The 13,711-nt window shown below is 56.4% G+C and carries 14 protein-coding genes, 1 tRNA gene and 1 pseudogene; 14 read left to right on the forward strand and 2 right to left on the reverse strand.

The window, feature by feature from the left end; genetic code table 11:
- Positions 1–36: 36 nt before the first annotated feature.
- From VW41_06695 to VW41_06720, 6 genes and pseudogenes are all read left to right on the forward strand, one after another.
- The gene (locus VW41_06695) at positions 37–1,791 is read left to right on the forward strand and encodes a type VI secretion protein ImpG (protein AJZ88741.1); all 1,755 of its coding nucleotides are present in this window, start codon (positions 37–39) and stop codon (positions 1,789–1,791) included.
- A complete protein-coding gene (locus tag VW41_06700) occupies positions 1,755–2,840 on the forward strand; it encodes a type VI secretion protein (GenBank protein ID AJZ88742.1) in 1,086 nt (361 codons plus the stop codon). The genes VW41_06695 and VW41_06700 overlap by 37 nt, the downstream gene beginning before the upstream one ends.
- Entirely contained in the window at positions 2,818–3,363 is a 546-nt protein-coding gene (locus VW41_06705; protein AJZ88743.1) for a type VI secretion protein, read from the forward strand. The genes VW41_06700 and VW41_06705 overlap by 23 nt, the downstream gene beginning before the upstream one ends.
- Positions 3,363–3,818 carry a type VI secretion system lysozyme-like protein gene (locus tag VW41_06710; protein AJZ88744.1) on the forward strand — a complete coding sequence of 152 codons (456 nt, stop codon included), beginning with the start codon at positions 3,363–3,365 and terminating at the stop codon, positions 3,816–3,818. The genes VW41_06705 and VW41_06710 overlap by 1 nt, the downstream gene beginning before the upstream one ends.
- Before the next feature lie 14 nt (positions 3,819–3,832).
- Positions 3,833–4,059: pseudogene (locus VW41_06715) on the forward strand (hypothetical protein).
- A gap of 174 nt (positions 4,060–4,233) precedes the next feature.
- Entirely contained in the window at positions 4,234–5,658 is a 1,425-nt protein-coding gene (locus VW41_06720) for a membrane protein (protein AJZ88745.1), read from the forward strand.
- 448 nt (positions 5,659–6,106) lie between these two features.
- Here the strand turns inward: VW41_06720 and VW41_06725 are convergent.
- Both VW41_06725 and VW41_06730 read right to left on the reverse strand, forming a co-directional pair.
- Positions 6,107–6,181: transfer RNA gene (locus VW41_06725), tRNA-Arg, on the reverse strand.
- Between the two features lie 75 nt (positions 6,182–6,256).
- Positions 6,257–7,198 (reverse strand): membrane protein, encoded by a 942-nt coding sequence (locus VW41_06730; protein AJZ88746.1) that lies wholly within the window; start codon positions 7,196–7,198, stop codon positions 6,257–6,259.
- A gap of 201 nt (positions 7,199–7,399) precedes the next feature.
- On the opposite strand from VW41_06730, the gene VW41_06735 reads away from it, so the two are divergent.
- From VW41_06735 to VW41_06770, 8 genes are read left to right on the forward strand one after another with little or no spacing between them, the layout of a single operon-like run.
- Complete coding sequence (locus tag VW41_06735) at positions 7,400–8,005, forward strand: cytochrome C biogenesis protein CcmA (GenBank protein ID AJZ88747.1); 606 nt, start codon at positions 7,400–7,402, stop codon at positions 8,003–8,005.
- Positions 8,002–8,661 (forward strand): heme ABC transporter permease, encoded by a 660-nt coding sequence (locus tag VW41_06740; GenBank protein AJZ88748.1) that lies wholly within the window; start codon positions 8,002–8,004, stop codon positions 8,659–8,661. The genes VW41_06735 and VW41_06740 overlap by 4 nt, the downstream gene beginning before the upstream one ends.
- A gap of 29 nt (positions 8,662–8,690) precedes the next feature.
- On the forward strand, positions 8,691–9,431 hold the full coding sequence (locus VW41_06745) for a heme ABC transporter permease (GenBank protein AJZ88749.1): 741 nt from the start codon (positions 8,691–8,693) through the stop codon (positions 9,429–9,431).
- Positions 9,428–9,640, forward strand: coding sequence for a cytochrome C biogenesis protein CcmD (locus tag VW41_06750; protein ID AJZ88750.1), 213 nt, complete (start codon positions 9,428–9,430; stop codon positions 9,638–9,640). Before VW41_06745 ends, VW41_06750 begins: the two co-directional genes overlap by 4 nt.
- Positions 9,641–10,120 carry a cytochrome C biogenesis protein CcmE gene (locus VW41_06755; protein ID AJZ88751.1) on the forward strand — a complete coding sequence of 160 codons (480 nt, stop codon included), beginning with the start codon at positions 9,641–9,643 and terminating at the stop codon, positions 10,118–10,120.
- Positions 10,117–12,072: a cytochrome C biogenesis protein CcmF gene (locus VW41_06760; protein ID AJZ88752.1), complete on the forward strand. Its 1,956-nt coding sequence runs from the start codon at positions 10,117–10,119 to the stop codon at positions 12,070–12,072. Before VW41_06755 ends, VW41_06760 begins: the two co-directional genes overlap by 4 nt.
- On the forward strand, positions 12,069–12,626 hold the full coding sequence (locus VW41_06765; GenBank protein AJZ88753.1) for a thiol:disulfide interchange protein DsbE: 558 nt from the start codon (positions 12,069–12,071) through the stop codon (positions 12,624–12,626). Before VW41_06760 ends, VW41_06765 begins: the two co-directional genes overlap by 4 nt.
- A complete protein-coding gene (locus tag VW41_06770) occupies positions 12,626–13,699 on the forward strand; it encodes a heme lyase subunit CcmH (protein AJZ91882.1) in 1,074 nt (357 codons plus the stop codon). Before VW41_06765 ends, VW41_06770 begins: the two co-directional genes overlap by 1 nt.
- The last annotated feature ends 12 nt before the right edge of the window (positions 13,700–13,711 follow it).

Raw genomic sequence — 13,711 nt, forward strand, 5'->3', positions numbered from 1 at the left:
ATGTCATGCTTTTAAAGCACCAATAATCAGGTATTTATGGATGATTTAACCCTGCGTTATTATGACGCTGAAATGCGCTACCTGCTGGAAGCCGGTGAAGAGTTCGCCCGGGCTCACCCCGAGCAGGCGGCAATGCTCAATCTCGATAAAGCGGGGGCGCGCGACCCGTACGTGGAGCGACTGTTCGAGGGCTTTGCCTTCCTGATGGGCCGGCTGCGCGAAAAGCTTGATGACGACCTGCCGGAACTGACCGAAGGGCTGGTCAGCCTGCTGTGGCCGCATTACCTGCGTACCATTCCGTCGATGTCGGTGGTGGAGTTCACCCCTGACTGGCGTGAGATGAAAGAGCAGATGCGCATCGTCAAAGGCTTTGAGGTGAACTCGCGGCCGATCGGGGAGAAGGGCACGCGTTGCCGCTACACCACCACCAAAGAGATTACCCTTCAGCCGTTGTCGCTGGAGCACGCCCGCCTGTCGACTGACCCGGACGGGCGCTCGGTCATCAGCCTGCGCTTCAACTGCAGTCATCTTGCCGACTGGAGCCGTGTCGAGCTCAGCCAGCTCCCGCTTTACTTCAACGCTGATGCACCGCTGGCCTGTGCGATGCATGAAGCCTTTACCATGAACACGGCGCGCCTTTGGCTGCGGATGCCGGGTGACATGGACAGAAGACCGCTCGACGGATATTTCACTGCGCTGGGTTTTGGCGATGATGACGACCTGTGGCCGAAGGGAAGCAGCAGCTTTAGCGGCTATCAACTGCTGCTGGAGTACTTCACCTTCCGTGAGAAATTTATGTTCACGGGGCTGCGTGGGCTGGAGACCGTGGTCTTTCCGGCTGAGCTCCCATGGTTCGAAATCGACGTGGTACTGGCAGAGCGCTGGGAGCATGACTTCAGCTTTACCGAAAAGCATCTGCGCCTGAACTGTGTGCCGGTGATTAACCTGTTCCCGCTGGAATCTGACCCGCTGACGCTCAACTCCCTGCAGACCGAATACATTCTGCGTCCGATGCGGGTGCAGGATGGCCATACCGAGATATACGCGGTGGATTCGGTGATGTCATCGAGCCAGCATACCTACGTGCCGTTTTCGAGTTTCCGCCACAAAGGTGGAATGATGCGTCATGAAGCGCCGGAATATTACTACCACACCCGTGTGCGCCGTGGCCCGTCGGGCCTGCATAACACCTGGCTTATCCTCGGCGGTGAAGCCTTTGATAACCATACGGTACCGGAAGACGAGAGCCTGTCGCTGACGCTCACCGGCACCAACGGCCAACTGCCACGACGTGCACTGCAGAGCACGGTGCTCGATACGGTGATGAAAACCACCTCGGCCAGTATCGCCGTGCGTAACCTGTGTGCGCCGACACTGCCCTGTTATCCACCGGCGCAGGACCGTTTCCACTGGCGCGTGCTGAGTCACCTCGGCAGCGGATTCCTGTCGATGATGGATAATGCCGACGTGCTGCGTGGCACCCTGGCGCTGTACGAATGGACCGACAGCGAGATGAACCGCTGCCGCCTGGAAGCCATCATTGACGTGAAGCACAGCGAAACCGAGCGTTTCGAGCAGGGCTACCTGGTACGCGGTGTGCAGATTGAGGTGACGCTGGACAGCCACGGCTTTGCCGGGCGGGGTGATATTTGCCTGTTTGGCGAGATGCTGAGCCGCTTCTTCGCGCTCTACACCGATATCTATCTGTTTAACCGCCTGATTATCATCCTGCAACCAACCGGAGAGCGCCTGGAATGGGAAGAGAAGCACAACCGCCGTATTCCCGGCTGACCCCGCGGCTGGAGGCCGACCTTCACCGCATTAACTTTTATCGTTTATGCCAGCTGCTGGAGAAACGTAATCCGGGCCGGCCGCTGATGGGGTCGACCAGCCATCCGGCGAATGACCCCGTGAGGTTTGCGCCGCATCCGGGGATGGGTTTCCCTGCCAGCGAACTGAAGGCTGTCGAATATGACGAGGATGATGATAGCCAGCCACCACTCATCCGCACGACTTTTATGGGGATGTACGGAGTCGATTCCCCCTTACCAACGGCCTATCTGGATGACATCACCCAGCGCCGCGAAGGGCACGAGGCGCTTCAGAGCTTTCTGGATATCTTCAGCCACCGCATCCTGACGCAGTTTTATCGCATCTGGCGTAAATACTCGTACCCGGCCACGTTTGAGCCCGGCGGCACCGACAGCATTTCGCAGTCGTTACTGGGCCTGGTGGGGCTGGGCATTCCGGGCACCGCAGAACACATTGCCACCCCGGTATCGCGCTTTCTGTCGCTGCTGGGTGTACTGCAGCAGCCAGGTAAAACCGAGGAAGGGATGCAGGCGCTGGTGAGCCTCCTTGCACCTGACACGACGGTGCAGGTGAGCCCGTACTGCCTGCGCCCGGTTGAGGTCAGTCAGCCGCTGGGCTTTTACGCTGATGACGATTTTCTTCTGGATGGCAACACGCCGCTGGGTGAAGAAGCTATGGATGCTAACAGTCAGTTGCTGATTGCGCTTGCGACAGGCAATGAACAGGAATCACTGGGCTGGAAACCGGACGGCTTGCTGTATCAGGACTTTCTGGTGATGCTGCGGGTGTATCTGGGCTGGCGCTTCAAGGCAAAAATTACCCTGACCACCGCCACGCGCCTGCTGGCTGCGCCGCCGCTCGGCGAAGGCCCATTCTGGCTTGGGATGAATGGCGTGTTGGGCGCAGAAGACGAAGACCTTCCGGACGATATCCCGCAGACCTTTACCACCGAACTGGGTTACTACACCGGGCTGGAGTCTGCGACATCACAACAAGGAAACCGAAGTGTTACGTACAAGTTTAACTAAAACAGCCGGCTTATTGTTACCCCTGCTGGCATTCAGTCTGGCGGGCTGCGGGGTGACGCAGGGCATCACCGATGGCACCAAATCGGCATTTAATGCCGTGTTCTACAAAAAGATTAAGGTGCTGCACCTGGATTTCACCGCCCGTGAGGCGCTGAACACCGATTCCCGCGAGAGTAACTCGCTGTCTGAGCCGGTGATTATCCGCGTCTACCAGTTGAAAGACCGCAAAACCTTCGACAAAACGGTCTACCAGCAGTTACTGAAAGACGGGGAGGCTATTCTGAAAGCGGACCTGCTGGCCAGCCGTGATGTGGTGGTGAAGCCGGGCGGAGATGTGAGCCTCAACATGCCCATGGAAGCCGGTGCGCAGTTTGTCGCAGTGGCGGGACTGTTTCGTCACCCGGATATGGTCAACAACACCTGGAAGCATGTAATCCAGCGTGAAGCGCTTGATCCGGATAAGCCGCGCATTCTGGAAGCGGGTAATAACCATCTGACGCTGCAACCGTTCAAGGACGAATGATGCCCCAGGAACCTAACACACCTTCGCTCTATGAAATGCTCATCGGTCATTTCACCGGTGGCCTCGATCTCCACCAGGTCAGCGCGCAGAACCAGGTCATATTGTCAGTGCTTGACAATATGCAGCGTATCCTTAATTGCCGAGCAGGAACGCTGGCGCATCTGCCTGACTACGGCCTGCCGGATATGACCAAAATTCTTCAGGGCATGCCGGGAACGGCCCATGAACTGATGGGCACCCTGTCAGCTGTCTTGCTCAAATACGAGCCCCGCCTGAAAAAAATAACCGTTGTCCTGCTGGAACAGAACGTCCCGGGCGAACTGCGCTATGCCATTGATGCTGAGCTCAAAGGTATTGGCCTGGTTCGCTATGGTACGGAGTTTGCGCCAGAAGGGCGGGTTCTCCTGCGACATCTTAAGCAACAGCAGTATCTCGACACGACAACCCGCCTGTAAGGCCAGGTAACACCATGTCAGTAAAATCACAATTCCTCAAATAACTACAGATCAGGTAACCAGCCCCACTATGTTTATCAGCAAGACTCAGGCTGATATTGCAGAATTTCACCCGCGAATAACGCAGCTTCAGAAGCAGATGGACGCGTGGTTGGTGGGTGCCGGATTGAACGTGGAGACGTTCACCGTTTTTCCTGCGATGGCGCACCTGTTCTTGAAAAGACACTTCACGGCAATCTGACACGCTACCGGATCAACAGGCTCAAACGACGTAAGGCGTTTTTCCAGGCTGAGTTCAGCAAAATTATCGAGGAGGTGGCACAACTGTCTCCGCAGAGTCCCGAATACGCAGCAAGCGAAGCTGCATAAACGATACCTTTCAATAGCTCCTTATACGTCAAACGGACAACTGGTCATGCATGACATTCCCCCACGTAAAATAAAAACCGGTGGCGACCCACGCACGCTGTCGGATTATGCCGCCCTGCGCGATGAGCTCAGTAAGCTAACACATCCGGCTCGCCCGGATGTGAACTGGCGATATGTCGAAAAACTCAGTCTCTCATTGTTTGATCAGAACGGTTTGGAGCTGCAGACAGCGGCCTGGTACACGCTGGCCCGTACACACCTGGCCGGTTTATTTGGTCTCAATGAAGGTCTGGCGATACTGGAAGCCCTGATAAGTCATCAGTGGGGGGCTCTCTGGCCGCAGCCGGTGCATGTACGGATGGAAATCCTCAGCAGTCTGAGTCAGCGTCTGCAGCAACTGATGCGCACGCTTCCCCTGAACTACAGTGACCTCAGTCAGCTTTATCGGGCGGAGCAGCAGCTTACCCGCCTGGGTGAGGTGCTACAGCGTCTGGAACTTAAACATCTGAGTCAGTTTGATGCCTTGCGCGCCATGATGCATAACAGTGCTGCCCGGCTGGAAAGCAGCGATGGCATTCCCAGCCCCGGGGCGGCAATTCAGTCAGATATCATGTTGCCTGCCACCGGGATGAGTGATGCGGCAGCATCCACCAGGGACCTTGCAGGTAGTCTATCTGAAGTTCCTCTGGTGCCACACAGCGCAGTGCAATGGGTCTACGTTGCACAACCGGAACAGCAAGCGAATGTGGAAGTACAGACGGCAATACCCGCTCCGGTAAAAAAATGGAAATTCTTCGCTGCCGGGATGTGTACCATGCTGATGATAAGCAGCGTCGCGGTGTGGGGCTGGCAGTATCTTCACCAGACTGATCCGCTACAGGCTCAGTTTGCAGCCTCACTGGCTCCATTACCTGTGCTTCTCCCGCCTGAAAAGCTGAATATTTTGCGTCAGCAATCTCCGTCATCACAAACAGTGATAGCACAAACACAACAGCAGCTGGCCCGACTGGAGAAATTGCCGCCTGACTGGAATATTACTTACAGCCAAAAACTGACAGAGCAGGCTCAGGCGCTGTGGCCAGAGCAGGGGAAATCCCTGACAGCCCGGTGGCGACAACAGCTTAATGCCGGCGCATTGCCAGTGGAAAATCTGGAGGGCTGGTATCAGGGGATGGTTAAGCTGAAGCAACTGAGCGACCGGCTAAACGGGCTGGATGAGCAAAAGGGAAAATACATGACGGTCAGTGAGCTGAAATCAGTGGTTTTTTCCACCATGCAGTTCTTTAATCAATCTATACCGGCTGAAGAGCAACTGCGGGCATTGTCACAATACCCTGCGGGAGAACCTTTACCTGCTGCTGCCCGGTCTCAATTGGAAATGCATCTGAAACAGCTTATTACCCGATATACACTGCTGACCCGGCCTGAAATACAGCGAGCAATCGATGCTACAAGCAATTCGGATGAATAAAGAGAGAGGTAGTTAGTTTATTCAATCTTGAATATATCCTGATAAACACTCAGTGGAAGTCGCTCTTGAGCCATAAACTGAATATTTGCAGAGAGTTTAATATGATTAATTCGGGCATAAATTGATTGGCGGGCTGAAGCATTACGATGCCGGGCAATACTATGAAATGACTTTTCTGAACTGTACTAAACATCCAGGTAAATATCAGACAGATATTTTTAATTGAGAAGAAACGCTGAGCAGTCTATTTGGCATGCAGAGCGTTTTACAGTAGAGCATATAAATATTTGGATTGTATTATCTTATTCAGGCCTGTTTTTGATTTTCTTTTTATTGATTCACGTTGCAATCTGTAAACGTCAGTTGATGCCGCATGGCCTGGGGAAGAGTTTACTGCTGATTATGATGGGGTTGTATGGATACTGGTAAACTTCAGGTGCGGTGCGTATGGCGTTCCCTGCAGGAATCGAACCTGCAACTAGCCCTTAGGAGGGGCTCGTTATATCCATTTAACTAAGGGAACGCAGCGGGCGTAGTATACCCGCTTTTCGAGGCAGGTTAAGGGGTTGGCAGTCCGTTTGCCTGGAAGATGAGCAATTTACCCGTCACATTTTCCGCTCTTCGCTGAATTTCGGCTCTGTTCTTCCTGTTTCCGCTTCGCCTCGGCCTTCTTCTTGTTGCTCATATCGTTGCGGATTTGTGCATGACTTATCAGTGCGAAAATGAACGTTCCGCCGCAAATATTGCCGGCTAAAGTGGGTAGGGCAAATGGCCAGAAGAACTCGCTCCAGTGCAGCGTGCCGTTGAACACGAGATAGAGAATTTCAACTGAGCCAACCACGATATGGGTTAAGTCGCCCAGGGCAACCAGCCAGGTCATCAGCACGATGACAAAGATTTTTGCCGAGCCTGCGGCGGGGAACATCCACACCATGGTGGCGATGATCCAGCCGGAGATAATGGCATTGGCAAACATCTCGCCGGGCGGATTCTCCATCACCTTCATGCCGATGTCGTCGAAGGCTTTGCGGGTGGCTTCATCAAATATCGGCATATATTCAAAGGCCAGCGCGGCCAGCGCGGTGCCGGCGATATTCCCGAGCAGGACAATGCCCCAAAGCCGCATCAGTAGCCAGAAGTTGCTCGTGGTCGGGTGCTGCATCACCGGCAGCACGGCGGTGACGGTATTTTCGGTAAACAGCTGCTGGCGAGCCATGATGACGATGATAAAACCGAAGGTGTAGCCGAGATTTTCCAGCAGAAAATTGCCCGGTATACCCACGAGGTTAACGTGAAAAATCCCTTTCGCCAGCAGCGAGGCCCCCATAGATAAACCTGCCGCCACGGCAGACCAGAACAGCGCCATGCCGTCGCGCTCCAGTTCTTTTTGCCCATCCTGGCGAATGTGCTCATGAATCGCCATTGCGCCGGAGGGCAGGCGATCCTCGTCCAGTTCTATTTTCTTGCCGCTCGACCTCTCCTCGCTGTCCACTTCCAGTTCATCGGTTTTAGCTATTTTGTCGGGCTCTATCTTATCCATCGGGGTGGTTCCTGGTCAGAAAGCATTCACTTAAGCGTAGCGGTTTTTATCCTTCGGTTTTGCCGAATGGGAATAATCGCCCCTGCTTTGATCTGAGTAAGCCAATTAACTCTAATGGAGTAGCCAAAGACGCCGGGGTAACCTGAAGAAAACCGGGCGATATGATATGCTTAGCGCACCCGAGACAAGGAGCGCCTCCTGATGCTAGAAGCCCGACAACTGACCTGCCAGCGTGATGAGCGCACGCTGTTCAATGCGCTGTCGTTTAGCGTTGAGTCAGGCGAAATGGCGCAGGTGGCGGGCAAAAACGGCGCGGGGAAAACTACGCTTTTACGTATTCTGGCTGGGCTGGCAATGGCCGATGAAGGTGAGGTTTTCTGGCAAAATCAGCCGCTGCGCCGTCAGCGCGACAACTTTCACGGCGATCTACTGTGGATTGGCCATCAGCCGGGCATCAAATCTGTTCTTACTCCCTTTGAAAACCTCAGCTTTTTTCATGCCGATGCGGCCGAAGAGCAGCTTTGGGCCGCGCTGGAGCAAACCGGGCTGCCTGGCTTCGAAGATTTACCCGTCAACCAGCTTTCCGCCGGGCAGCAGCGCCGCGCCGCGCTGGCTCGCCTGTGGCTCTCCACGGCAAAGCTGTGGCTTCTCGACGAGCCATTTACCGCGCTGGACACCGCCGGAATTGAGCGTTTGACCCGGCGTCTGCAGCAGCACGTTTCCACGGGCGGGATAGTTATTCTTACCAGTCACCAGCCGCTGAGCTGTGCTGTGCGCCAAATTCATCTGCAGGACACCGGTTTATGATTAGGCGCATTTTCTGGCGTGAGCTGCAGGTGGTATTTCGTCGCGGAGCCGAAATCGCCAACCCGCTGTGGTTTTTCCTGATTGTGATTACGCTGTTTCCGCTCGGCATTGGCCCGGAGCCGCAGCTGCTGGCGCGCATTGCGCCGGGGGTTATCTGGGTGGCGGCTTTACTGGCTTCTTTAATGGCGATGGACAGGCTGTTCCGGGACGACTTTCAGGACGGTTCGCTGGAACAACTGATGCTGCTGCCGGTGCCTTTGCCGTTGGTGGTGCTGGCGAAAGTGACCGCTCACTGGGTGGTGACCGGGCTACCGCTGTTATTGCTTTCGCCGCTGGCGGCCTTGCTGCTCGGGCTGGATTTTTATGGCTGGCAGGTGATGGCCGCCACTTTGCTGCTGGGGACGCCGACGCTGAGCTTCCTCGGCGCGCCCGGGGTCGGGTTAACGGTAGGTCTGAAACGGGGCGGGGTGTTGCTCAGCCTGTTGGTGTTGCCGCTAACCATCCCGCTATTAATTTTTGCCACCGCCGCGATGGATGCCGCCTCAATGCATCTGCCGACAGAGGGCTATATGGCAATTCTTGGCGCGCTGCTGGCCGGTAGCGCTACGCTAAGCCCGTTCGCTACGGCGGCGGCGCTCCGGGTAAGCGTTGCATAACTTTATTTTTTGTTTTGTGAGCAAAAACTATGTGGAAAACATTACATCAGCTTGCTAAACCCGAGCGGCTTTACCACTTTTGTAGTCGCTTACTGCCCTGGCTGACTATTCTCAGCGCGGTACTGCTGGTGGTCGGCTGCGTCTGGGGGTTTGGTATTGCTCCGGCGGACTATCAGCAGGGGCATAGCTACCGAATTATGTACCTGCACGTCCCGGCGGCTATGTGGTCGATGGGGATTTACGCCAGCATGGCGATTGCCGCTTTTATCGGCCTGGTGTGGCAGATAAAAACCGCCGATCTCGCGGTGATGGCGATGGCGCCCGTCGGCGCAGTATTTACCTTTATCGCGCTGGTCACCGGCTCCGCGTGGGGCAAACCTATGTGGGGGACCTGGTGGGTTTGGGACGCGAGGTTGACCTCCGAGCTGGTGTTGCTGTTCCTCTACGTGGGCGCCATTGCGCTGTACAGCGCGTTTGACGATCGCCGCCTGGCGGGGCGGGCCGCCGGGATTCTGGTACTGGTCGGCGTGGTGAACTTGCCGATTATTCACTTCTCGGTGGAATGGTGGAACACGCTGCATCAGGGCTCCACCAATATGCAGCAGTCCATTGACCCTTCGATGCGCACGCCGTTGCGCTGGACCATTTTCGGCTTCCTGGCGCTGTTTATCACGCTCACCCTGATGCGTCTGCGTAACCTGCTGTTGTTGCAGGAAAGCCGTCGGCCATGGGTGTTAGCGCTTGCTAACGGTAAAGGAGAGAAAGCATGACGTGGGCGTTCACTGACTGGAGCGAGTTCTTCGCCATGGGCGGTTACGCCTTTTACGTCTGGCTGGCGGTGGCCTTCACGCTACTGCCCCTGCTTGGGCTGATTTTTCATACCCGTTACCAGCATCGCGCGATTCTGCGAGCGGTGGCTCGCCAGCAGGCCAGAGAGCAGCGCATCCGCGTCGCTCGCCAGCGCCAGGAGGAGGTTTAAGTGAATCCGCGTCGTAAAAATCGGCTTTATCTGGCCGGGGCGGTACTTGCCGGTCTCGGGCTGACCATCACGCTGGTGCTCTATGCCCTGCGCAGCAATATCGACCTGTTTTATACTCCCGGTGAAATTATCTACGGCAAAGGTGAAAGCCATTTGATGCCGGAAGCCGGGCAGCGCCTGCGAATTGGCGGCATGGTGATGCCGGGCAGCGTGAAGCGCGACAGTCAAAGCCTGAAGGTCAGCTTCAAGCTGTATGACGCGCGCGGCGTAGTGGACGTTACCTATGAGGGCATTCTGCCGGATCTATTCCGCGAGGGGCAGGGCGTGGTGGCTCAGGGCGTGATGGAAGGCGCGACGCTTATCCACGCCAAAGAGGTGCTCGCGAAGCATGACGAAAACTACACGCCGCCGGAAGTGAAAGCGGCGATGGAACAAAATCACCAGCGGGCCCCGGAAGTGTATAAGGATAACGCCTCATGATGCCGGAAATCGGTGGATTCCTGCTTTGCCTGGCGCTCGGCTGGTCATTGTTACTCAGTGTATACCCGCTCTGGGGCGTGGCGCGTGGCGATAAGCGGCTAATGGCCTCGGGGCGGCCTTTGAGCTGGGCGCTGTTTATTACCCTTTGCGCGTCGTTTCTGATTCTGGTTAACGCCTTTGTGGTGAACGATTTCAGCGTACTTTACGTCGCAAATAATTCGAATACCGAGCTGCCGGTCTGGTATCGCGTGGCGGCGACATGGGGGGCGCACGAAGGGTCGTTGATGCTCTGGGTGCTGATGATGAGCGGCTGGACGTTTGCCGTCTCCCTCACCGGGCGCAGTATGCCAACAGAAGATCATGCCCGCGTGCTGGCGGTAATGGGGATGATTAACTTTGGTTTCCTGCTGTTTATTATTTTTACCTCAAATCCGTTTATCCGTACGCTGCCTGACTATCCGCTGGAAGGCCGCGATTTAAACCCGCTGCTGCAGGACATCGGCCTGATTCTGCACCCGCCGCTGCTGTATATGGGCTACGTGGGTTTCTCTGTGGCGTTTGCTTTCTCGATTGCTGCCCTGCTGGGGGGCCGGCTGGACAGCGCCTGGGCGCGCTGGACTCGCCCCTGGACGCTGGCCGCCTGGGCCTTTTTAACCGTAGGGATTGTGCTGGGTTCGGCCTGGGCTTACTACGAACTGGGCTGGGGCGGCTGGTGGTTCTGGGATCCGGTGGAGAACGCCTCGTTTATGCCGTGGCTGGCGGGTACGGCGCTGATCCACTCCCTTTCTGTCACCGAAAAACGCGGCAGCTTTAAAGCCTGGACGGTACTGCTGGCGATTAGCGCTTTTTCCCTTTGCCTGTTAGGGACGTTCCTCGTGCGCTCCGGCGTGCTGGTGTCGGTGCATTCCTTCGCGTCCGACCCGGCGCGCGGCATGTTTATTCTGGCTTTCCTGGTGGTGGTTATCGGCGGCTCGTTGCTGCTGTATGCGGTCAAAGGCAGCAAGGTTCGTTCCCGCGTGAGCAACGATCTCTGGTCGCGCGAGTCTTTCCTGCTCGGCAACAACGTCCTGCTGATTGCCGCCATGTTGGTGGTTCTGCTGGGCACGCTGCTGCCGCTGGTGCATAAGCAGCTTGGCCTCGGCAGTATTTCCATCGGTGAGCCATTCTTCAATACGATGTTTACTGCGCTGATGGCCCCCTTTGCTTTAATGCTTGGCATTGGGCCTCTGGTACGCTGGCGACGTGACGAGCCGGGCAAGCTGCGCAAGCATCTGCTGGCGGCGGTGGCCATCACGCTGATCCTGTCACTGCTCTTGCCGTGGCTGATGCAGGATCGCGTGGAAGCCATGACGGTGGTCGGCCTGCTGATGGCCGTGTGGGTCTTTGTGCTGGCGCTGATGGAAGTTTATCAGCGCGCCACGCACCGCCACGGCTTCTGGGATGGGTTACGCAAAATTCCTGCCAGCCATTGGGGAATGGTCTCCGCGCATCTTGGCCTGGCGGTGACGGTGGTTGGCATCGCCTTTAGCCAGAGTTACAGCGTTGAGCGCGATGTACGCATGAAGTCCGGTGACAGCATTGATATTCATCAGTACCACTTTGTGTTTCGGGAAGTGCGGGACATCACCGGCCCTAACTATCGCGGCGGCGTGGGTGTTATTGACGTTACTCGCCACGGTAAGCCGGAAGCTACGCTGCACGCCGAAAAGCGTTTCTATAACAGCAACCGGGCGATGATGACCGAGGCGGCCATCGACGGCGGTTTCACCCGTGACCTTTATGCAGCCCTGGGCGAAGAGCTGGCCGACGGCAGCTGGGCTGTGCGCCTGTACTACAAACCTTTTGTGCGCTGGATTTGGGCGGGTGGGCTGCTGATGGCCCTCGGCGGGCTTTTCTGCCTGTTCGACCCGCGATACCGCAGCCGTAAAGTTAAGTCGGAGGCCGCAGCATGAAGCGCCGCTATCTGTTTATTCCGCTGGGGCTGTTTCTGGTGCTGGCCTCGTTGCTGCTTTGGCAACTGGCGCGTAATGCGCAGGGTGAAGCACCTACGGATCTCGAGTCGGCGTTGATTGGTAAGCCGGTGCCAGTGTTTCGTCTGGAATCGCTCGACGAGCCGGGCAAAGAGTGGGGTCGGGAAGTGTTGGCGGACGGCAAGCCGCTGCTGCTGAATGTCTGGGCGACCTGGTGCCCAACCTGCCGCGCCGAGCATAAGTTTCTGAACGGGCTTGCCGCGCAGGGCGTACGCGTGGTGGGCATGAACTATAAAGACGATCGCCATAAAGCGATTAACTGGCTACGGGATCTCGGGAACCCGTACATGTTAAGCCTGTTTGACGGGAACGGTATGTTGGGGCTGGATCTTGGCGTATACGGCGCGCCGGAAACCTTTCTGATCGACGGCAAGGGGATCATCCGCTATCGCCACGCGGGGGATCTGAACGATCGCGTCTGGCAGCAGGAACTGCAGCCCCTTTGGGAAAAATACAGCCGGGAGGCGGGCTCATGATGCGCGCAATGCTCTTTCTGATAGGCATGCTGTTTAGCGTTCACGCGGCGGCGACAATTGATACCTTCACTTTTAAAGATGAAGCGCAGGAGCAGCAGTTCCGCCAGCTAACCGAAGCGCTACGCTGCCCGAAATGCCAGAACAATAGCATTGCGGACTCTAACGCGATGATTGCCTCGGATATGAAGCTCAAAGTTTACGAGCTAATGCAGCAGGGCAAGAGCAAGCAGCAGATCGTGGATTATATGGTGGAGCGCTACGGCCACTTTGTTACCTATGAGCCGCCGTTGACGCCGGCCACGGTGATCCTCTGGGTGCTGCCTGCACTGTTTATACTCGGCGGGGCCACGGTGATTGTGCTGCGCAGCCGCAGGCGGCAAAAGATTTCGCTCTCGGAAGAAAATCCCACTTTGAGCCGCGGGATAAGCCCGGGGAAAATCTCGCTGTGGGTCTTTTTGCCCGGGGCTGTGCTGCTTGTGGCGGTCAGCGTTGGCAGTTATCTGAAAACGTCTGGGCTGGCGCAGGTGCACGCCTGGCGACAGGCAACCGCTGAGACGCCGGCGTTGTTAAAACGTGTTCTTGATCCGCAGGCCGCGCCGCTGACTATGGAAGAGATGGCGCGTCTTGGGTTAGGATTACGCACGCGATTGCAGCAACAGCCTGATAATCTTGAAGGCTGGATGATGCTTGGGCGCATTGGCATGGTGTTGAATAACGCCACAACGGCGACACAAGCTTTCGCTCACGCCTGGAAACTTGCGCCTACAAACAGCGAGGCAAAGCTGGGCTATGCTGAAATATTGACCCGCTCTGCCGATGAGCAGGACAACCAGCTTGGTGGGCTTCTGCTCCGCGAAATGTTAAAAGATGACCATACGAATATTCGCGTGCTTAGCCTGTTGGCGTTCAATGCTTTTGAGCGCCAGAATTACCGTGAGGCGATTGGGGCGTGGGATATGATGCTGAGAATTTTACCGGCAAACGACCAGCGCCGCGCTGTCATTGAGCGCAGCATCGATCGGGCGAGGGCCCAGCTTGAACCGGGCACCACTGAAAGCGCAGATAAACAATAATAGGGAGACGCT

The organism is Klebsiella michiganensis, assembly GCA_000963575.1.
Classification (GTDB): Bacteria; Pseudomonadota; Gammaproteobacteria; order Enterobacterales; family Enterobacteriaceae; genus Cedecea; species Cedecea michiganensis_A.